The organism is Flavobacterium solisilvae, assembly GCF_012911605.1.
GTDB classification, from domain to species: domain Bacteria; phylum Bacteroidota; class Bacteroidia; order Flavobacteriales; family Flavobacteriaceae; genus Flavobacterium; species Flavobacterium solisilvae.
Genome location: NZ_JAAMPT010000194.1, coordinates 17,506 through 38,039 on the forward strand (window position 1 = coordinate 17,506; position 20,534 = coordinate 38,039).

Here is a 20,534-nt window from a genome sequence, read left to right on the forward strand (position 1 = left end):
AAAACTCTCAAAAAAATTGAGAGTTTTTTTCTTTAAATCTGTAACAAAAAAGAGTTGATGTAGTCTATTAAGCAACATTTAACAATTGTTAAATAATAAACATTCAAAATATTCTAATCATCATCAAAATGAAATTTAAAATTTTACTCCTTTTAGTTATTAGTAATTTCTCATTGCTTTTTGCTCAAGGTTCTGGAAATCCAGGTTCGGTTTCTGGAAAAGTAATTGATAACACGAGTAAGCAACCTTTGCCTTACGTTAACGTATCAATTCTTGAAAACGACAAAATCGTTACTGGTGGAATTACGCAAGAAAATGGTAGTTTCAACATTAAAAACCTAGCTTTAAAATCATACAAAGTTGAAATTCAATTTATTGGTTACAAAAAAATCATTAAAAACATTACTTTATCAGAAGATGATAAAAACATCAACTTGAGCAGTATCTTTTTAGAAGAAGATGCGGTTCAATTAAACACAGTTGAAATAGTAAAAGAACGTTCTACTATCGAACAAAAAATCGATAGAAAAGTAGTAAACGTTGGAAAAGATTTAATTGCTTCGGGAAATACTGCTTCCGAAATTATGAACAATATTCCAACCGTTAGTATTGATCCACAAACCAAAGAATTGAGTTTAAGAGGAAATTCTAACGTTAGAGTTCTTATTGATGGAAAACCGTCAAACATTGATGCAGCTCAATTGTTACAACAAATTCCGTCTTCATCAATCAAACAAGTGGAATTAATCACCAATCCTTCGGCAAAATATAATCCGGAAGGAATGAGTGGAATTATCAACATCATTTTGCATAAAAATGCCAACGAAGGTTTCAACGGAAGTATTAATTCGGGTGTAACCTTTGGAATTACGCCAAAAACAAATCAGGCTTTGAACTTAAATTACAAAGTTGGAAAAGTGAACTTCTATACCAACTATGGTTTCAACCACGGAATTAATACTAATAATGGATTTATTGACAGCTTTAGACCAACGCTAGAAAACGAGCAAGACTTTGAGTTTAGAAACAAAAACACTTCTCATTTAGTGAAATTTGGAATAGATTATTATATCAACGAAAAAAATACACTTTCGTTTTATACTAACCAAAACATCGTTGACGGAAGCGGAAGAGGTTTAACAGTTGTTGATTATTTAAACGCAGGTCAACGTGATTCTCGTCAATTATTTGATTCCAGAAACGATAATTTTACCCAAACCTATGACATGGTTTACAAACATGATTTTGACAAAAAAGGTGAAACTATCGATTTTCAAACCAATTTTTCTAATACAAAAGGTCCAGAATATACCGATTATAATTTAGGACAAATCAATCCAACCTCAACTACTTTAACTAGTAATGACATTAACCGAGTTACAAATTCACTTCAAGTAAATATTGATTATGTTAATCCACTTTCTGAAACATTAAAATTAGAAATTGGTGCCGAAAGTAGAATTCAAAGAATTACAAACAACTTTGATGAAAATATAAACGAAGCTTCTGTAGGTTACAATCGTGACGGAAATTCGAACTTTGAATTCAAAAGACAAATTCACTCATTATATACAAACATTGGAAAACAATGGAATAAATGGAGTGCGCAAGTTGGTGTTAGAATTGAAAACTACGACATCGATGCTGATTTTGAAAACGTGGTAAATTCAAGTAATCCTTCTGAAAACATCAACGATAAAAGCAATGTAAAAGACCATATTTTCACTGCTTATCCATCGCTTTTCTTCAACTACAAAGCAAGCGAAAACGACTCGTTTAACTTCAATTATTCTCGAAGAGTTGACCGACCAGGAATTGGTCAAATTAGCCCAATCCGAGAATGGACAACACCATTAGTTGAATCAAGAGGAAATCCAGCATTGGAACCACAATTTACCAATTCGTTTGAAGTAAATTATAATAGAACTACCAAAATTGGTTCAATTACAACTGGTGCTTTTTACCGTCAAATTAATGACGAAATCAGTAGAGTAATCTATAAAAATCCAGATAATCCAAACCAAGATATTCTTTCGTATGATAATTTTGATGACAATCATGCCTTCGGAATTGAAGCTTCGGCTAACTTGAAATTCAACTCTTGGTGGTCAGCTAATTTAAGTGCCGATAGTTATTTCAAAACCGTTAGAGGAACCGTTCAAAATGCCAATACTGGTGACCAAGAAAGAGCTGAAGTAGATGTTACTGTTTTCAATGCCAGAATGAACCACAATTTTACGGCTACTAAAAAATTACGTTTCAATTTATTTGCCATGTATCGCGGTAGAGATTTAAGTTTACAATTTGACCGTTCGCCAATGTATCGTGTTGACCTTGGTTCTACTTATACTATTTTAAAAGGAAAAGGAAGCATCACAGCGCGTTTTAATGATATTTTTGAAACGATGAATTTTGCTTTTGACGGAAGCATTCCTTACAGACAAACCGGAGCTTTCTACTGGGAAAGTCAAACGTTCTACATTGGTTTCAACTACATGTTTGGTGGTGGAAAAAACAAAGCGTTACAACGTAAACAAAGAGATGCAAACGAAACGCAAGGAAGTGGCGGAATGATGTAAAATCATCTCATAAAATGAATTAGTTATAAAAAAACCCGTTTCAAAATTTTGAAACGGGTTTTTTTATTATCTATTGTCTTGTAATCTATTATCTAAAAAACTACCACTTAATAATAGCACTTGCCCAAGTAAATCCTGAACCAAATGCGGCTAAAACAACCGTGTCACCCGATTTAATTTTTTCTTGTTCCCAAGCTTCGGTTAACGCAATAGGAATTGACGCTGCGGTTGTATTTCCATATTTTTGGATGTTGTTATACACTTGGTCGTCAGTCAATTTGAATTTCTGTTGAATGAATTGCGAGATTCTTAAATTCGCCTGATGTGGAACAAGCATATCAATATCGGAAACTTGTAAATTATTGGCTTGCAAACCTTCCATAATTACTTCGCTAAAACGAACGACTGCATTTTTAAACACAAATTGTCCGTTCATGTAAGGAAAATAACTTTCATCGTTTGGATCATTATCAGCAATAATATCATTTACCCAGCGTTTTCCCATTCCCGGAGCAATCAACGATAACTCTTCTGCGTGTTGTCCTTCGGAATGTAAATGAGTTGACAAAATTCCTTTGGTCAAATCTTCTTCTCTACTAATAACCGCTGCTCCTGCTCCATCGCCAAAAATCACGGAAACGCCACGACCACGAGTTGTCATGTCCAACCCATGCGAATGTAGTTCAGAACCAATAATTAAAATGTTTTTATACATTCCTGTTTTTACATATTGATCTGCAATAGAAAGTGCATAAACAAATCCCGAACATTGATTACGAATATCCAATGCACCAACGGTTTTTAAGCCTAAATCACGCTGAACTAAAACACCTGGACCAGGAAAATAATAATCAGGACTTAGTGTTGCAAAAATTATAAAATCGATATCGTCATAAGAAACTCCCGAACGCTCAATGGCAATTTTTGCCGCTTTTACTCCCATAGAAGTCGTTGTGTCTTCGCCTTTAATAACGTGACGTCTTTCTTTTATGCCGGTTCGTTCTTGAATCCATTCGTCATTAGTATCCATTATTTTGGACAAATCGTCATTGGTTACTACATTTTCTGGAACATAAAACCCTAATCCTGATATTTTTGAATGATACATAACTTGTCAATTAATTAAAAATAGAGGTTAAAAATAATCAACTTATTAAAAACCACAGCATAAAACACCTACTTTTTATCAAATTCTAATTTTTACAAAAAACAAAAGCCAGTTAAACTAACTGGCTTTGTATTAATTTTTGTGCTTTTGTTATGATTGGTCATCAACTGCAGCATCAGGCGCATTTTTCTTAACCGATTCAATTCCGTTATCGCGTGCAGCAACACTTTCATACATTTCACTTGTTCCAATGATTTGTCCATTAGTCGCTTTTAAATTAAAGTAAGGTTTTCCATTTTTAGCTTCTAATCTTTCAAAACGAGCATCGTCTTGCGAATTTTTCTTAACCGATTCTACTCCATTTAAGCAAGCTGCTTTAGTAGTATAACCTTCGCTTCCAAGAATTTCTTGACCATTTCCTGCTTTTAAACTGAATTGAAACTCACCGTTTTTTCTAGTTGTAATTACAAATTTTCCCATGTTTATTTATTTTGTTTTAATTTTTATCAGAATTATAAAGATAAGAAATTCCTTTTAATTATAATTTCAAAAAAAGTGTTTTTTTTAACAAAACCCGATTTCTATTTGTGACAAACAATTGATAAGTTATTAAAATCATAGCGTAAAAAAACAAACTCATGTAAATTTGAAGTTGCTTTTTTTTGAAAAAAAAACATTATTTATTGTTTATCAATAAATTTTTATTATTTTTACACCATAATCAATTCACTAATTCATTATGAAAACGAAAAACAATTTTATATTCAAAGCGCTGCATCTTGTAGCTTGGCTCATCTTTGTTGGTTTAAGCATCGAAGCTTGTGGTTTATTAGTCAACTTTATTGTTAGCATTTACAACCCTGAATTTGTTCCGAATTTGTATCAAAAATTAGATTTAACCGAAATGTACCGTCAAAACAAGTGGTATTTTTACCAAATCTATTCGCTTACTTTATCTATCCTATTTTTAAAAGCAATTCTTTTTTACGTTGTTATAATGCTCATGTATAAATTAGACTTGTCTAAACCTTTCAGCCAATATGTATCTGACACCATACTAAAGATTAGTTACTTCACTTTTTCGATAGGAATAGTAAGCTATATTGCAAAGGAAACCATCAAACACATTCAACACAAAGGTTTTGTTATCAATAATCTAAGTCCATTTGCTACCGATAGTGAAGCTTTTATATTGATGTCAGCAATTATCTATATCATCGGCATTATTTTCAAAAAAGGAATTGAAATTCAAAACGAAAACGAATTAACCATTTAAGTTATGCCAATAATTGTAAACGTAGATGTGATGATGGCAAAACGAAAAATGTCATTAAACGAACTTTCGGAAAAAGTAGATTTAACGCTTTCTAATCTTTCCATTCTAAAAACAGGAAAAGCAAAAGCCATCCGATTTAGCACGCTTGAAGCCATTTGCAAAGCTTTGGATTGTCAGCCAGGAGATATTTTGGAATATGTAAATGAGGAAAAAAAGTAACAAAAACTATCGTTTTATTTGCAAAAATACCTTTGCTCCTTTTTCTAACGATGAATGGCTTTCAAAATACAAAATGGTGTTTTGAAATACAGCTTCAACCAAAAAATGATTGCCTCTAAAAAATGATTGCAAAACCTCAACTTCAACTGTTGATTTTTCCACAATTTCTAGTTGATGAGGATAAACTAATTGCGATTTTCCGTCAATTTCAATTTCATTGACATCGCCAAAAAGAGAAGCGACATATTTATCTTTTGGGTTTTCATATAAATAATTAGCCGAGCCTTTTTCGATAATTTTGCCATTTTTCATTACCAAAACCTCATCGGCAAACGACAAAACATCGGTACTATCGTGAGTAGCAATAATCGTTGTAATTTTTTTTTGTTTCAAATACGCAAAAAGTTTTCGTCGTAAACTATTTTTTCTGAAATTATCAATATGACTGAAAGGTTCATCGAGCAAAAGCACTTCGGGTTCCAATGCCAAAACTCTCGCCAAAGCCACGCGTTGCATTTGACCACCACTTAAAAACTGAGCTTTTATAGTGGCAAATTCGGACATTTCTACAATTTCAAGAAGCTCGGCTACACGTTGGTCTTTCTTGTCTTTGTATATATTCGACAAGTATTTTCCAACATTTTCAGCAACCGTTATAAACGGCATTAAGTCAAAATCCTGAGCCAAATATTTCATGTATTCCATTCCGGGAATTAAATGATATTTTGGACCGAGAACTTCTTTTTCATTCCAAAATATTTGACCTTCGTTTAAGTCGTATAAACCATAAATGAGTTTCAACAAAGTACTTTTTCCACAACCACTTTCGCCGATAATTGCGACTATTTTTCCTTTTTCGGTTGAAAAAGAAATGTTTTTTACGGTTGGTTTTTGAAGATAGGAAAAAGAGACTTTTTTGAGTTGTAGCATGATAAATTTCTTGGTTACAAATTTAGGAAACTTTATTTGAAAAGATAAGAGCGACTTAACTTTAAAAGAAAAAGTGTCGCTCTTATCAACCTAACCAATAAATTAAAACTATTGTATATATTCTCTAAAAGTTGTGGTTTGAATTCTCGCTTTTAAATCATGAAGCAAATTATACAATCCGAAGAAAGTTCTGTTAATGTACAAAAAATGTTTTGAACCTCGGTTTCCATTCATTTTTCTAAGTTGAGTATCTTTTGAAAATTCTTCGCCCATTTGAGCTATTTTTCCAAAAAAATCTTCATCCGAAAAATCAAAAAACTCGCCATGAAAAGGTTTTGTAAACAAACTCAATAAATCATGGAATATTTTGGTAAAATAAATTATTTCTTCTTTCGTATCATCGTGGCGTAAAATCTCTAATTCGTATAACTTTTTATTAAAAAGCTCTGGATTATTGATAACTTCTGGTTTTGCTAATTCAAAATAAGGAACATAAAAATCCTCTGGAACTTGTTTTATACAACCAAAATCTATTGCAACCAGTGTGTCATTTTTGTCAATTAAAAAATTTCCTGGATGTGGATCAGCATGAACTTGTTTTAAATGATGCATTTGATACATATAAAAATCCCATAACGCTTGCCCAATTTTATCGCCTTTTTCTCTATCTTGATTATAAGCGGTAAACTCCGAAATATGTTCGCCATCAATCCATTCCATCGTTAGGATTTTCTCAGATGAATAGGCTGGAAAATACTTTGGAAAACGTAAATTTTTAATTTTTCCACATTGCTCCGAAACCTCCAAGCTTTGTTTAAGTTCCAAAACATAATCGGTTTCCTCGAGTAATTTATTTTCAACTTCTTTAAAATATTTTTCCGAATCTTTGCCTTTCAAATTAAACATTCGAGTTGCAAATGGTTTTACCAATGCCAAATCAGAACTAATACTTTCAGCTACGCCAGGATATTGAATTTTTACAGCAAAATTTTCTCCGCTTATTGAAGCCTTGTGAACTTGACCAATACTGGCCGCATTTACAGCATCTTGCGTAAAAGTATCATAGATATCTTCGGGATATTTTCCTAAATATTTTTTAAACGTTTTTCTAACTAATGGTGCCGATAATGGCGGAACCGAAAATTGTGAAAGCGAAAATTTCTCTACATAAGCTTGTGGCATGATACTTTTGTCCATACTCAACATTTGAGCTACTTTCAACGCACTTCCTTTTAAATTCTTTAATCCGTCATAAATATCTTCGGCGTTTTCTTCGTTCAATTTTTCTTTTGTCAAAGAAGGATTTACGATTTTTTCGCCATAATAAGCAACATAATTACCGCCAACTTTGATACCGGTTTTAACTAATTGCGTTGCTCTTTCAATTTTACCAGTTGGAATTTTATCGAGTGTTTTCATTAGTTAAATTTTTCTTTCCAAAGGAATTTCCCCAAATCAACAATATTTTCCAAATGCTTCGTTTCCATTAAATCCATAACCGTATTCACTGATTTTTCAATTAAAACGTCGGTTTTTTCAAATCCTTTGGATGTATCATCCAACCAAAATTTCAACAGAAATAAGAATTGCATCCACGCACCTTCTGCATAAGCCGATTGGGTGACTTTAGTAAATTTCTCCGAAATTATATTTTCCTTACGACTACAGTTTTCTTCAATGAATTTCTTGAATTCTGTTCGCAGCGATTTTAAATTACTCAAATTAGAAAGACCTTCTTTTTTGTCTTTAAAATAAAAAAGTATGTAGGTTCTGTTTAATGTCAAAACTTCAAAAAAAGTGAAGTAAAGCGTTAGCAATTTATTTTTATTAGAATATTCGCTGAACTTACTGTCTTGAATAATTGTTTGTGTAGTATTTTCAAAAAACTTAAGCCAAATAGACTGTTTCAACGAATCTAGTGAACCAAAAAAGGAATAAAATTCGCTTTCTTCAATGGCATGTTTTTGACAAAAAACATAAACATTTTTAGGTTCTTGATTCTCTTGAAGTACATCATTCATAAATTTTTCAATGATGATATCTTCAGTAATAGGTAACTTTTTTGATTTTTTTGTAGCTGTTGCCATAATCGTTTGGTTTACTGAATGTAAATTTACAAATAGATAATTTTAACGAACATAAACTAACTATAATTTATTGTTAAAGTTCTTTCAAAAAAAAAGCTACCCAAAATGGATAGCTTAACTTTTATTACTAATTAGACAAAACAAATTACTTTCCTGCTTCTTTTTGAGCATCTTGAACCATTTTTTCGTTTGCAGTAATAGCAAATTCTACTCTACGGTTTTTACTTCTTCCTTCTGGAGTATCATTGGTAGCAATTGGATCAGCAATTCCTAAACCAGTTGTTACAAAACGAGTTGCAGCTAAACCTTTGCTAGCCAAATAAGCTTTTACAGATGCAGCTCTTTGGTCTGAAAGTTTTAAATTATAATCCGCTGCGCCAGTACTATCAGTATATCCATAAATTTGAATATTTGTATCAGGATATTGATTAAATACAGGAACTAATTTATCCAAATTTGCTTTTGCAGCTGCTGTAAGTGTTGATTTATTAGTATCAAAACGAACCGCATTTTCTCCTAAAACTAATTTAATTCCTTCTCCTACTCTTTCTACATCTGCACCAGGCAAAGCTGTTTCAATTTCGCGCGCTTGTTTATCCATTTTGTTACCAATAACGCCACCAGCAACTCCACCGACAACTCCACCAAGAACTGCACCCATTGCTCCGTTTCCGCCTTTTCCTAAATTGTTGCCTAAAACTGCTCCAAGAATAGCTCCACCAGCTGCACCAATTGCTGCACCACGTTGCGTATTATTGGTATTTTTTACCGCTTCACAACTAGTAAAAACTGTTGAGAACAACATAAAACCTCCTAAAATGATTATACTATACTTTTTCATATTTCTTAATTTAATTTTTCAAATTGATAAACAACATCTGTTAATTTTCCTCCTACATTGATTTTGTCAACTAATTGGAAACTTGTTTCAGTTACGTTTGCTACATTCAAAACATAACCCGATTTTACTTTCTTAGCCTTTGCTTCATCCAAAATCTTCATTACAAATTGACCTTCTTTATTGATAAACCACGTAATTGGTGTTGAATAAGCAGTACAACTCGGGCTATTTAAGGCAAAATTTCCTTTGTTATTATTAGATACAAATTTCCAATTACTTCCAACAAAACATTTCGAATCGGCTAAATCAAATGAAGTAACTTTTATAACATCAGAACCTGGATAATTTACAGCAGTAATTTGCCAATTTCCCTTAATTACTCTTTCTGTTTTGTTATCAACTTGACTATTAGTTGCTGACTTCGATTTACAACCTATTATCAGAACCGAAAACACTAGAGTTAAAATAATTTTTTTCATACTATGTGATATTAATTTATTTAGCAAAGATAAACACATTTTACTTATACCTTTTACATAATAATTCTATTTCGTTATAGAATTATTTCTACGTCATTTTGTCACCTCTAATTAATTTGGTATTAGATTTGAGTAGTTAAGAAAAAAAATAATAACTAAAAATAACAATATGACAACAGGAAAAATTAATGTATCAGTTGAAAACATCTTTCCGCTAATCAAGAAGTTTTTATACAGCGACCACGAAATTTTCTTGCGAGAACTAGTTTCAAATGCGACAGATGCTACTTTAAAATTAAAACACCTTACTTCTATTGGCGAAGCAAAAGTGGAATATGGCAATCCAATTATTGAAGTAAAAATTGACAAAGAAGGAAAAAAACTTCACATTATTGACCAAGGTATAGGTATGACAGCTGACGAAGTTGAAAAATACATCAATCAAGTTGCGTTTTCTGGTGCTGAAGAATTTCTGGAAAAGTATAAAGATTCTGCCAAAGATTCAGGAATTATTGGTCATTTTGGTCTTGGTTTCTATTCAGCTTTTATGGTAGCAGAAAAAGTGGAGATTATTACTAAATCTTTTAAAGACGAACCAGCAGCACATTGGACATGTGACGGAAGTCCAGAATTTACTTTGGTTGCTCATGATAAAACTGAAAGAGGAACTGAAATCATTCTTCACATAGCCGAAGATTCGCTAGACTTTTTAGAAGAATTCAAAATCCGTGAATTGTTGACCAAATACAACAAATTCATGCCGGTTCCGATTAAATTTGGAACCAAAAAAGAAGCATTACCTAAACCAGAAGATGCGCCAGAAGATTATAAAACAGAATACATTGACGTTGATAACATTATCAACAACCCAAATCCAGCGTGGACAAAACAACCTGTTGATTTAACCGATGAAGATTATAAAAACTTCTACCGCGAGTTGTATCCAATGCAGTTTGAAGAACCGTTGTTCAACATACATTTAAATGTAGATTATCCGTTCAACTTGACAGGAATTTTGTATTTTCCAAAAATGTCAGGTGATTTACAACTTCAAAAAGACAAAATTCAATTGTACCAAAATCAGGTTTTTGTAACTGATAATGTAGAAGGAATTGTTCCAGAATTTCTTGGAATGCTAAAAGGTGTTATCGATTCGCCAGATATTCCGTTGAATGTTTCGCGTTCGTATCTTCAAGCCGATGGAAATGTGAAGAAAATCTCAAATTACATCACTAGAAAAGTAGCCGATAAATTGAAATCGCTTTTCAATGAAAACCGCGAAGATTTTGAACAAAAATGGAACGACATCAAAATCGTTTTAGAATATGGAATGTTATCTGAACCTAAATTCTATGAAAAAGCTGGCGATTTTGTTTTGTATCCAACGGTTGATGACAAATATTTTACGTTAGCCGAATTAAAAGAAGCTATCACTGCAAATCAAACCGACAAAAACGGAAAATTGGTTGTTCTTTATGCTTCTAACAAAGATGCGCAACACAGTTATATCGAAATTGCCAAAGAAAAAGGATACGAAGTATTGCTTTTAGATTCGCCAATCGTTTCACATTTAATTCAAAAATTGGAAGCTGATAACGAAAATCTAACCTTTACTCGTGTAGATTCAGATCATATTGATAAATTAATTCAGAAAGAAGAAACTCAAATTTCTAAATTATCGGAAGAAGAACAAGGAAATTTAAAAACAGTTTTAGAAGAAATTGTTCCAAAAACAACCTATTCAGTTCAATTAGAACCAATGGATAGCAACGCTTCGCCATTTATCATTACGCAGCCAGAATTCATGCGAAGAATGAAAGAAATGAGCCAAACTGGCGGTGGCGGAATGTTTGGCATGGGTAATTTCCCAGAAATGTACAATTTGGTTGTAAACACCAACTCCGAATTGGCAACCACCATTTTAAACTCTGAGAAATCGGCACAAGAAAGTTTGGTTAAACAAGCTTTGGATTTGGCAAAAATTTCTCAAGGATTGCTTAAAGGCGAAGAACTAACGGCTTTTGTAAAACGTAGTTTTGAACTAATTAAATAAAAAACAATTAGTACTTAGTAATTATTAAAAACCTGTAAGCGAAAGTTTGCAGGTTTTTTTTTCAAATTCTAATTAAAACCATTCAAATTCTCATTTATCGATTATTGACAAAAAGTAAATCTTACATTTGTTTGACAGTAGCGATTTTTTTTAATGAGAACAAAATACTTTTTAACGGTTTGCTTTAGCTCTTTGGTGATATCATCTTGGTGTCAATCCACAAAAGCGGATAGCTTGATTTCAGTTTTACAACGTACACAAAACGATATCGACAAAGCAAAACTCCTCAACACTATTGCCGATACCTATAAATCTAGCAATCCAAAATTAATGCTTCACTATGCAAACGAAGCGTTGACACTTTCAAGAAAAATAAATTTTGCCACTGCCGAAGGAAATGCGTTACTCAATTTAGGGAATACCAATATTATTTCGGGAGATTATGCAAAAGCATTGACCTTTTTTGCAGAAGCGCAACATCTTTTTGAAACGATTTCGGAGAAAGAAAAACTAGAAAACAAACAAGGTTTAGCCAAAGCATTAGGAAGTATTGGCATCGTATTTTCCGAGCAAAGTAATTATGGAAAAGCGTTGCAATATTATCTAAAATCGGTAAAAATCTACGAAGAAATCAAGGACGAAGAAAAATGTGCCAAACTATACAATAATATAGGTGTCGTTTATCAATCGCAATCGTCCTACTTTAAAGCGTTGAATTATTTTGTTAAAGCTCAAAAAATTCAGGAGAAAAGAAAAGACACCAATTTAGGAATTACCTATACAAATGTTGGAAACAGCTATTTGCATCAAAACGATTTGGCGCAAGCACATTATTATTATACGAAAGCCAAAAAAGAATTTGACCAAAACCAAAACCCAAGAGCTTTGGGCGAATGGTTTAACAATATTGGTTTATATTACAAAGCCAATCACGAAATTTCAAAAGCGATAGAAAGCTGGAATGATGCCATTAAAACCTTTACTTCTATTGATGATAAATTTGGAATTGCAGATAGTTATCTTTATTTAAGCCAGTTGTATTTAGACCAAAATAATCTAGAAGAAGCAAAAGAAAATGCTGAAAAAGCGAAGCAATTTGCCCGAGAATTAAAAGTTTGGGAACAAATTGTTCTTTCAGAAAAACTATTGAGTGATGTTTTTTCTAAACAAAATAATCCTTCGCAAGCATTACATCATTTCAAATTATACAGTCAGGCAAAAGACAGTTTGACCAATGAAAAAAACATTAGAAAAAGTGTTGAAGAAGAATTGACTTTTGATTTTGAAAAACGCGAAGCCATTCAGCAGAAAGAAATTGAGAAAAAAGAATTATTGCTTCAAGAACAATCAAAGCAAAGTAAAATGCAATTGTTTTTTGCAGCTTTGTTTGGATTATTGCTTTTTGGAATTGGGTTTTTAATTCACAACCGAATTCAGTTGAAGAAAAACTTGACGTTGCAAAAAGAACTAGCAGAATACGAACAAAAAGCATTACATCTTCAGATGAACCCACATTTTGTATTCAATTGCTTGGGTTCGATTTCGAGCTTTATTGTGCAAAACGGAACCGACTCGGCTATAAAATATTTGTCTAAATTTTCTAAACTAATGCGATTAACATTAGAATATTCTAAAGAAAGTTTAATTCCAATTGATAAAGAAATTGAAAGTTTGCAAAACTATTTGGAACTGGAGCAATTGCGTTTCAACAATAAATTTTCGTTTTCTATTCATAAAAGTGATGCGATAGAAGATGATATGGCTTTGCCTCCATTATTATTGCAACCTTTTGTAGAAAATGCCATCATTCATGGAGTAATTCCAAAAAAAGAAATGGGAACGATTGCTATACGTTTTAACATTGAAAAAGAAAACTTGGTTTGTACTGTTGAAGACAACGGAATTGGTTTTGAACAATCAAAATTAGCCAAAGAAAATACAGTTTTGGCACATAAATCGATGGCGTTAGACATTACCAAAAAACGTCTAGAAATGATTGAAGCCACAACAAAACAACGAACCGATTTTAGCATAGAAGAAATAAAAAATGATAGCGAAGTTCAAGGAACAAAAGTAGTTTTGAATTTGCCGATACAATATAGTAAGTGAATAGTAATTAGTGAAAAGTGATTAGTTAAAAAACGGCTAATTGCTTTCACTAATTACTAATTACTTTTCACTAATTACTAAAAAAATATGATTACAGCAATACTAATAGATGACGACGATAATTTAAGAAACGGAATGAAAAGTCTGTTTGAACGTTATGCGCCCGAAATTAAAATTATAGGCGAAGCCGACAGCGTTGAAACCGGAACACATTTGCTAAAAGAACAGCAACCGCAAGTGGTTTTTCTTGACATTCATCTTGGCGACGGAACTGGATTTGATTTATTGGAAGAAGTTCAAAAAAAAGGTGTAAAACTTTCGTCGCAAATTGTTTTTATCACCGCACATGAACAATATGCTATTAAAGCGTTTCGATTTAGTGCGTTGGATTTTCTGCTAAAACCCGTTGATCCCGATGAATTGCAGAAAGTAATCACGAAACTCAAAAATATCATTGACAAAAACGATAGCGTTGCTCATATTGATTTATTACTGGAAAACATTCGTAAAAAAGTAGATAATTTTAAACGAATTGCACTTTCTAATGCCGATGGAATTCATCTTTTTGACGTTAGCGATATCATCCGATGCGAAAGCGAAGACAATTACACTAAGTTTTTCATCAAAAACAATAAACCTATTTTGATTTCAAAAACCTTGAAAGAATACGAAGAGTTATTAACTGAGCATGGATTTGAGCGCATTCATCAAAGTCATTTGATAAACATTGCCTATTTGAAATCCTATATTAAGAAAGACGGCGGATATGTAATTATGGCAGACAACAGTAATTTGCCAATTTCGCAACGAAAAAAAGACCGATTACAAGAAATTTTGAAAACGTTATAACGAATTCTAAATATAAACAACCGTTTACTCATTTGCTGTAAACAGAATGATTGAGTTGTACTAATTTTATAAAAAAATCAAAAAACGAACACATTATATAGTTATGAAAAGAATTTTATACTTATTGATTTTATTTTCTGGAGTTGCATTTGCACAACCAGCTATTCAACAACCTATTGACATACATCTTTGTGATGACAATAATGATGGTTTTAGATTATTTGACCTATCAGTTAATACGACAACTGTTTTGGGTTCACTTAATCCAAGTTTGTATAATCTAACGTATCATGAAACGGCGATTGATGCTCAAATGGGTTCAAGTCCTATCACAAATGAAACGGCTTACTCCAATATTTTCTCAAACCAACAGCAAATCTATGTTAGAGTTGAAGAAATTGCCGATACGTCAAATTATAGTTTGGCTAGTTTTGCTTTGGTTGTATATACCTTATCAGCAGAAATTGTAACGCCAAACCAAAACGTTTGTGAAGGAAATAGTGGCGTAGTTGTCTTTCAAGGATATGGCGGTACTGCTCCTTATCTATTTACTTATTCTGTAAACGGTGGTTCAATACTAAGCATAGTAAGTAATACAAACGGAAATGTTGCTATAACACTTGGAAATTTAGGAATTTCTACCGTAGTTCTACACAATATATATTCTGCATTAAATCCTCAATGTATGACAGCAGTTACTGATCAAGAAACCACGATAACTGTTAGTCCAGTACCAGTTATTGGTCAACCTGTTGATTTATTTAGTTCAACTGGAACTTTTAACTTAACAAGCAATACTAATTTGATTGCAAGTGGAAATTCTAATCTTACTGTAACGTATTATCCAAGTTTACAAGATGCTCAAAACGGTACAAATGTTATTGCAAATGCTGTTTCTTATGTTTCTTTCATTCAAGGTGCTCAACTTATTGGAGCAAGAGCAACGGATAATGTAACAGGATGTTTTACAATAACTAGTTTCAATCTTTATATTACAAACGGCGATTTAAACATTCCATCACAAGTAACTCAAAATATATGTGATGACAGTTCAGATGGAATGGTAGTTTATAATTTAGAAAACAGTATTCCAACTATTCTTGGAGCATTAAATCCTGCCGAACACAGTGTTAGTTTTCATGCAACACAACAAAACGCAAGTAACAACACTAATCCAATTGCAAATGTGAACAACTATGTTGCTGGTGGAATGAACTGGGTAGTTTATGCAAGAGTTCAAAACACAACAAACAATCTAATTGGATATTCTACTGTATTATTGAGTGTAAAAAGAAAACCAGTTGTTTACCCAATTCCTGATTTAGTAGTATATCAAGGAAGTAATTTTACTGGAACAGCTTCGTTTGATTTTTTAAGCGATGTAGTTCAATCTGATTTTATTTCAATTCCAAATGAAAGCGGAACGATTTCGGTTAATTTTTATACTTCAGAAGCTGATGCTATCAACGGTGTCAATCCAATTTCAGGAATAAGCAATTATACTAATATTTCAAACCCACAAACTATCTACATCAGCGCTGTAAATACAACTGACCAAATAACGGGTTGTGATGCTACATATTCAAGTTTTGTGCTAAGAGTTGAAGCTGGCGATGAAGACATTGTTTTTATTCCTGATGCTAATTTTAAAGCCAAACTTTTAGCTGCTGATGTTACTAATAATACTGCTCAAAATTCAACCTTCCAAAACATGAAAATCGATGTCAATAATGATGGAGAAATTCAAATTAGTGAAGCACGAGCTGTTCAAGCATTAACGGTAACTAATTCTAACATTTCAGATCTTACAGGACTTAACAGTTTTATTTTCTTGACCAACTTTAATGCTGCAAACAATAATATTATAAATGTCTATACCTCAAATCTTCATTTTATGGTTAATTTCTTTGTAAACAACAATCCGCTTGAAGAAGTTAATTTTGTTGACCTTTCTAATATTGTGATGCTTAATGTTAGCAATTCAGATTTAGCAAGTATTGATTTGAGCAACATTCCTAGAACATTTGAATTTTTCTGTTCAAATACACCAAATCTTACCAACATAAATGCCAAAAACGGAGTTACAGGAAATATTTATATCCAACTTGGAGAATGGAATGGAAATACAGCAACCAATACAACGGCTTTAAACTTGCTTTGTGCCGATGATTTTAATATCAATTCGTATCGCAATCAGATTAGTGTATTTCCAAATACAGCCGATGTGATGATTAATTCCTACTGTTCTTATAATTCTGAAGGAAATAACAAGATTTCTGGAACCGTTACTTATGATTTTGGCAACGATGGATGTGATGTAACTGATATTACCCGATTTTCAAAAGTGGTTATCAATGATGGAACAGAAAATGGAGCATCATTCACCAATCAAAGTGGTCAATACCGATTTTTTACCCAAGCTGGAAACTTTACTCTTTCAACCGAAATAGAAAATCCATCATTCTTTAATGTAACTCCGGCACAATCAACCGTTACTTTTCCATTGGTTGATGAAAGCGAAGAAGTAGTTAATTTTTGTGTAACGCCAAATGGAGTTCACCCAGATTTGGAAGTGGTTATTGCTCCAATTTTTCCAGCTCGTCCAGGATTTCAAGCAACCTATAAAATAGTTTACAGAAATAAAGGAAATCAAGTTTTATCACAGCAATATGGTGTTAACTTCTTTTACAATCAACAATTGATGACTTTTGTATCAGCAACAGTAACACCAGAAACTCAAGCTCCAGGTGGAATGAATTGGAGTTATGAAAACCTGATGCCGTTTGAAGAACGAAACATTGAAGTAACAATGTTAATCAATGCACCAACTGATCTTACAAACCCAGTAAATATTGGTGATGTCCTTACTTTTACATCGGTAATTTCGCCTCAAGCAAATGATGCAAATGTAAACGACAATACATTTATCTTCAATCAAACCGTTGTTGGCGCTTATGATCCAAATGATATTACTTGTATTGAAGGCGAAACCGTTTCTCCTACATTAATTGGTGACGAATTACATTACGTTATCCGATTTGAAAACACAGGAAACTTCTATGCCGAAAATGTAGTTGTTGCTATGGATATAAATCCAGATGAATATGATATTTCAAGCTTAAAAGTATTATCAAGTTCGCATAATGTTAATGCTCGAGTAATAGGAAACAAAGCTGAATTTTTCTTCAACGGAATATTTCTTGATACTGGCGGACACGGAAATGTACTTTTAGTAATGAAATCTAATGCTGCTTTATCAGAAGGTGATTTAGTAATGAGCAAAGCCGATATCTATTTTGATTACAATTATCCAATCATTACTAACGAAGCTGAAACCGTTTTCCAAGCCTTGAGTAATCCTGATTTTGAAATTGATAAAAGCGTAAAAATATATCCAAACCCAACAAGTTCAATAGTCAATATTAGTGGTGATTTTAATATTAAATCAATACAATTATTTGATGTTCAAGGAAGATTGTTGCAAACAAGCCTATCCAATGATACCAATACAACCTTAGACTTAACCCAAAAAGCCAAAGGAATGTATTTTATCAAAGTGATTTCGGAAGCTGGAATTAAAGTTGAGAAAATAATTAAAAAATAGGAAGTTAATTAATGTAGTAAAAGACACAAGCAATTGTGTCTTTTTTGTTTATATACCATTTTTGCAAAATTTATCAAATAATTAACGAAAACGTTGTCTTAATTCTTTTTTATTTCATTCTGAATTCCCTATTTTTGTTAAATTATTAATTTTAATAAGATTTAATTTCCGTTTTATATCATGTCAAAAACTGCTATATTAGAATTTGATGGCAAAAAATATGAATTTCCAGTAATCGTTGGAAGCGAAAATGAAGCTGCTATCGACATTGAAAAATTACGCGCACTAACTGGTGCAATTACACTTGATCCAGGTTATAAAAACTCAGGATCATGTACAAGCGACATCACTTTTCTTGATGGTGAAGAAGGAATTCTTCGTTATAGAGGTTATGCTATCGAAGATTTAGCCGAAAAAGCTGGATTTTTAGAAACAGCTTACTTAGTTATTTTTGGAGAATTACCAACCAAAGCTCAATTAGAGCAATTTGAAACCGACATTCGTAAATACACTTTAGTAAACGAAGAAATGAAAAACATCATTGATGGTTTTCCAAAAACAGCACATCCAATGGGCGTTTTATCTTCGTTGACTTCAGCTTTAACAGCATTTAATCCAAAAGTTGTTAATGTTGAAAACGACAAAGAAATGTATGAAGCTGTTTGTAAAACAATGGGGAAATTCCTTGTAATTGCAACTTGGACATACAGAAAAATGATGGGTTATCCTTTAAACTATTATGACAATACAAAAGGATATGTAGAAAACTTCATGCACTTAATGTTTGAATTACCAACTGGACCATACAAAGCAAATCCTGTTGTAATTGATGCATTGGATAAATTATTCATCCTTCATGCGGATCACGAACAAAACTGTTCAACATCTACGGTTAGAATTGTAGGTTCATCTCATGCTGGATTATTTGCATCAATTTCTGCTGGAGTTTCAGCACTTTGGGGACCATTGCATGGTGGTGCAAACCAAGCCGTTCTAGAAATGCTTGAAGCTATCCAAAAAGATGGTGGCGATGCTGCAAAATATATGGCAAAAGCCAAAGACAAAGACGATCCATTCCGTTTAATGGGATTTGGTCACCGCGTTTACAAAAACTTCGATCCAAGAGCAAGAATTATCAAAAAAGCGGCTGATGAGGTTTTGGCAACTTTAGGTGTTAATGATCCAATCTTAAATATTGCAAAACAATTAGAAGAAGCAGCCTTAGTTGATGATTACTTCGTATCTAGAAAATTATATCCAAACGTAGATTTCTATTCAGGGATTATTTACCGTGCGTTAGGAATTCCAACGGATATGTTTACCGTAATGTTTGCCATTGGTCGTTTACCGGGTTGGATTGCACAATGGAAAGAAATGCGTGTAAACAAAGAACCAATTGGAAGACCAAGACAAGTTTATACGGGTTATCCTTTGAGAGATTTTACTCCAATGGAAAAAAGATAATATTCAATTTTTTCAATAAAAATAATTTACCCCGAAACTTTTCGGGGTATTTTTTTTGTAGATTTGGTTCATAAAAAAACGATTTACTGCCAAAACAACATGGAAGATAACTGTAAAAACTGCGGAACTTTAATCACTGGTAATTTTTGTAACAATTGTGGTCAAAAAAAATACAAACGAATTGACAAAAAATACTTGATTGACGAATTTCAATACACCATTTTACATACTAATAAAGGTTTTTTCTATACCGTTAAAAATCTATTTAAAAATCCCGGAAAAACAACGCGTGAATTTATTGATGGCAATCGAGTAAATCATTACAAACCTATTTTATTGGCTTTTGTATTAACAGGTATTTCAACCTTTTTAGCTTTCAAAGTAATTGGAATGAATCATATGCAAGCAAAAGCTTTTGCTATGAATAACAACAATGATCCTAATACTCAAAAAATAGCTGAACACATCTTTAAAGAAGTAATTTCCTTTTATTCAAACTATTATACGATATTAATGATGCTTGCAATTCCATTTTTTGCCTTTGCTTCAAAAATTTGCTTTAAAAAATGGAACCATAATTACTACGAACATATCGTAATGAATGCGTTTTTTTATTCAACATATACAATATATAGTATCATTTTCATTTATCCAATATTATATTTTACTCGAGAAAATTTTACAGTAGCAAGTTTAATCTCTTTACTTTCATTTTTTGGCTTGTCCGTTTTACTAACTTGGTTTTTTAAAGAAATTTATAACACCAAACCACTTGGAGATGTTATTATTAGAGTTCTCGGCATAGGAGCAATAATGATTTTTCTATTCATCTTTATTATCATAATTGGATCTTTTGGATTCGCATTTTACTTAGCAAAAACCGGAGAAATAGAAAAAATTATTTCTCGATAATATAAAAAAGTCTGCATTTCTGCA

Annotated in this window: 16 protein-coding genes; 9 read left to right on the forward strand and 7 right to left on the reverse strand. The window is 32.3% G+C overall.

What is annotated here, in order from left to right:
* The first annotated feature begins 128 nt into the window (after positions 1-128).
* A complete protein-coding gene (locus tag G6042_RS02405; protein ID WP_169522666.1) occupies positions 129-2,579 on the forward strand; it encodes a TonB-dependent receptor domain-containing protein in 2,451 nt (816 codons plus the stop codon).
* 100 nt (positions 2,580-2,679) lie between these two features.
* On the opposite strand, the gene G6042_RS02410 is transcribed toward G6042_RS02405, so the two are convergent.
* Together G6042_RS02410 and G6042_RS02415 are read right to left on the reverse strand one after the other, a co-directional pair.
* A complete protein-coding gene (locus G6042_RS02410) occupies positions 2,680-3,687 on the reverse strand; it encodes a 3-oxoacyl-ACP synthase III family protein (protein WP_169522667.1) in 1,008 nt (335 codons plus the stop codon).
* A 150-nt stretch (positions 3,688-3,837) separates the two neighbouring features.
* Positions 3,838-4,167 (reverse strand): YegP family protein, encoded by a 330-nt coding sequence (locus G6042_RS02415; protein ID WP_169522668.1) that lies wholly within the window; start codon positions 4,165-4,167, stop codon positions 3,838-3,840.
* 259 nt (positions 4,168-4,426) lie between these two features.
* On the opposite strand from G6042_RS02415, the gene G6042_RS02420 reads away from it, so the two are divergent.
* The gene (locus G6042_RS02420; protein ID WP_169522669.1) at positions 4,427-4,963 is read left to right on the forward strand and encodes a DUF2975 domain-containing protein; all 537 of its coding nucleotides are present in this window, start codon (positions 4,427-4,429) and stop codon (positions 4,961-4,963) included.
* 3 nt (positions 4,964-4,966) lie between these two features.
* Positions 4,967-5,182: a helix-turn-helix domain-containing protein gene (locus G6042_RS02425; protein ID WP_169522670.1), complete on the forward strand. Its 216-nt coding sequence runs from the start codon at positions 4,967-4,969 to the stop codon at positions 5,180-5,182.
* Between the two features lie 6 nt (positions 5,183-5,188).
* Here G6042_RS02425 and G6042_RS02430 read toward each other — a convergent pair whose 3' ends face one another.
* The 5 genes from G6042_RS02430 to G6042_RS02450 all read right to left on the reverse strand — a co-directional run bounded on the left by G6042_RS02430 (position 5,189) and on the right by G6042_RS02450 (position 9,519).
* A complete protein-coding gene (locus G6042_RS02430; RefSeq protein WP_169522671.1) occupies positions 5,189-6,112 on the reverse strand; it encodes an ABC transporter ATP-binding protein in 924 nt (307 codons plus the stop codon).
* A 108-nt stretch (positions 6,113-6,220) separates the two neighbouring features.
* Positions 6,221-7,531, reverse strand: coding sequence for an ABC1 kinase family protein (locus G6042_RS02435; protein ID WP_169522672.1), 1,311 nt, complete (start codon positions 7,529-7,531; stop codon positions 6,221-6,223).
* Positions 7,531-8,199: a TetR family transcriptional regulator C-terminal domain-containing protein gene (locus G6042_RS02440; RefSeq protein ID WP_169522673.1), complete on the reverse strand. Its 669-nt coding sequence runs from the start codon at positions 8,197-8,199 to the stop codon at positions 7,531-7,533. The genes G6042_RS02435 and G6042_RS02440 overlap by 1 nt, the downstream gene beginning before the upstream one ends.
* A 145-nt stretch (positions 8,200-8,344) precedes the next feature.
* Positions 8,345-9,040, reverse strand: a complete 696-nt coding sequence (locus G6042_RS02445) for an OmpA family protein (protein ID WP_169522674.1) — start codon at positions 9,038-9,040, stop codon at positions 8,345-8,347.
* A gap of 5 nt (positions 9,041-9,045) precedes the next feature.
* On the reverse strand, positions 9,046-9,519 hold the full coding sequence (locus tag G6042_RS02450) for a lipocalin family protein (RefSeq protein WP_169522675.1): 474 nt from the start codon (positions 9,517-9,519) through the stop codon (positions 9,046-9,048).
* A 169-nt stretch (positions 9,520-9,688) separates the two neighbouring features.
* Here G6042_RS02450 and htpG point away from each other — a divergent pair, with 169 nt between their 5' ends.
* The 6 genes from htpG (at position 9,689) to G6042_RS02480 (ending at position 20,510) form a co-directional block, all read left to right on the forward strand.
* Positions 9,689-11,572 carry a molecular chaperone HtpG gene (gene htpG, locus G6042_RS02455; RefSeq protein WP_169522676.1) on the forward strand — a complete coding sequence of 628 codons (1,884 nt, stop codon included), beginning with the start codon at positions 9,689-9,691 and terminating at the stop codon, positions 11,570-11,572.
* 234 nt (positions 11,573-11,806) lie between these two features.
* A complete protein-coding gene (locus tag G6042_RS02460) occupies positions 11,807-13,681 on the forward strand; it encodes a tetratricopeptide repeat-containing sensor histidine kinase (RefSeq protein WP_169522677.1) in 1,875 nt (624 codons plus the stop codon).
* Between the two features lie 87 nt (positions 13,682-13,768).
* On the forward strand, positions 13,769-14,530 hold the full coding sequence (locus tag G6042_RS02465; RefSeq protein ID WP_169522678.1) for a LytR/AlgR family response regulator transcription factor: 762 nt from the start codon (positions 13,769-13,771) through the stop codon (positions 14,528-14,530).
* 103 nt (positions 14,531-14,633) lie between these two features.
* Positions 14,634-18,134, forward strand: coding sequence for a T9SS type A sorting domain-containing protein (locus G6042_RS02470; protein ID WP_169522679.1), 3,501 nt, complete (start codon positions 14,634-14,636; stop codon positions 18,132-18,134).
* A 180-nt stretch (positions 18,135-18,314) separates the two neighbouring features.
* Entirely contained in the window at positions 18,315-19,598 is a 1,284-nt protein-coding gene (locus G6042_RS02475) for a citrate synthase (protein ID WP_169522680.1), read from the forward strand.
* Between the two features lie 99 nt (positions 19,599-19,697).
* Positions 19,698-20,510 (forward strand): DUF3667 domain-containing protein, encoded by an 813-nt coding sequence (locus G6042_RS02480; protein ID WP_169522681.1) that lies wholly within the window; start codon positions 19,698-19,700, stop codon positions 20,508-20,510.
* Positions 20,511-20,534: the final 24 nt, after the last annotated feature.

What these genes read in the sequence shown, in the direction of transcription:
- G6042_RS02450 (WP_169522675.1), bottom strand. Translation starts at nt 9,519, where the DNA reads ATGAAAAAAATTATTTTAACTCTAGTGTTTTCGGTTCTGATAATAGGT.
- G6042_RS02480 (WP_169522681.1), top strand. Translation starts at nt 19,698, where the DNA reads ATGGAAGATAACTGTAAAAACTGCGGAACTTTAATCACTGGTAATTTT.
- G6042_RS02410 (WP_169522667.1), bottom strand. Translation starts at nt 3,687, where the DNA reads ATGTATCATTCAAAAATATCAGGATTAGGGTTTTATGTTCCAGAAAAT.
- G6042_RS02440 (WP_169522673.1), bottom strand. Translation starts at nt 8,199, where the DNA reads ATGGCAACAGCTACAAAAAAATCAAAAAAGTTACCTATTACTGAAGAT.
- G6042_RS02445 (WP_169522674.1), bottom strand. Translation starts at nt 9,040, where the DNA reads ATGAAAAAGTATAGTATAATCATTTTAGGAGGTTTTATGTTGTTCTCA.
- G6042_RS02435 (WP_169522672.1), bottom strand. Translation starts at nt 7,531, where the DNA reads ATGAAAACACTCGATAAAATTCCAACTGGTAAAATTGAAAGAGCAACG.
- G6042_RS02470 (WP_169522679.1), top strand. Translation starts at nt 14,634, where the DNA reads ATGAAAAGAATTTTATACTTATTGATTTTATTTTCTGGAGTTGCATTT.
- G6042_RS02465 (WP_169522678.1), top strand. Translation starts at nt 13,769, where the DNA reads ATGATTACAGCAATACTAATAGATGACGACGATAATTTAAGAAACGGA.
- G6042_RS02405 (WP_169522666.1), top strand. Translation starts at nt 129, where the DNA reads ATGAAATTTAAAATTTTACTCCTTTTAGTTATTAGTAATTTCTCATTG.
- G6042_RS02420 (WP_169522669.1), top strand. Translation starts at nt 4,427, where the DNA reads ATGAAAACGAAAAACAATTTTATATTCAAAGCGCTGCATCTTGTAGCT.
- G6042_RS02475 (WP_169522680.1), top strand. Translation starts at nt 18,315, where the DNA reads ATGTCAAAAACTGCTATATTAGAATTTGATGGCAAAAAATATGAATTT.
- G6042_RS02430 (WP_169522671.1), bottom strand. Translation starts at nt 6,112, where the DNA reads ATGCTACAACTCAAAAAAGTCTCTTTTTCCTATCTTCAAAAACCAACC.
- htpG (WP_169522676.1), top strand. Translation starts at nt 9,689, where the DNA reads ATGACAACAGGAAAAATTAATGTATCAGTTGAAAACATCTTTCCGCTA.
- G6042_RS02425 (WP_169522670.1), top strand. Translation starts at nt 4,967, where the DNA reads ATGCCAATAATTGTAAACGTAGATGTGATGATGGCAAAACGAAAAATG.
- G6042_RS02415 (WP_169522668.1), bottom strand. Translation starts at nt 4,167, where the DNA reads ATGGGAAAATTTGTAATTACAACTAGAAAAAACGGTGAGTTTCAATTC.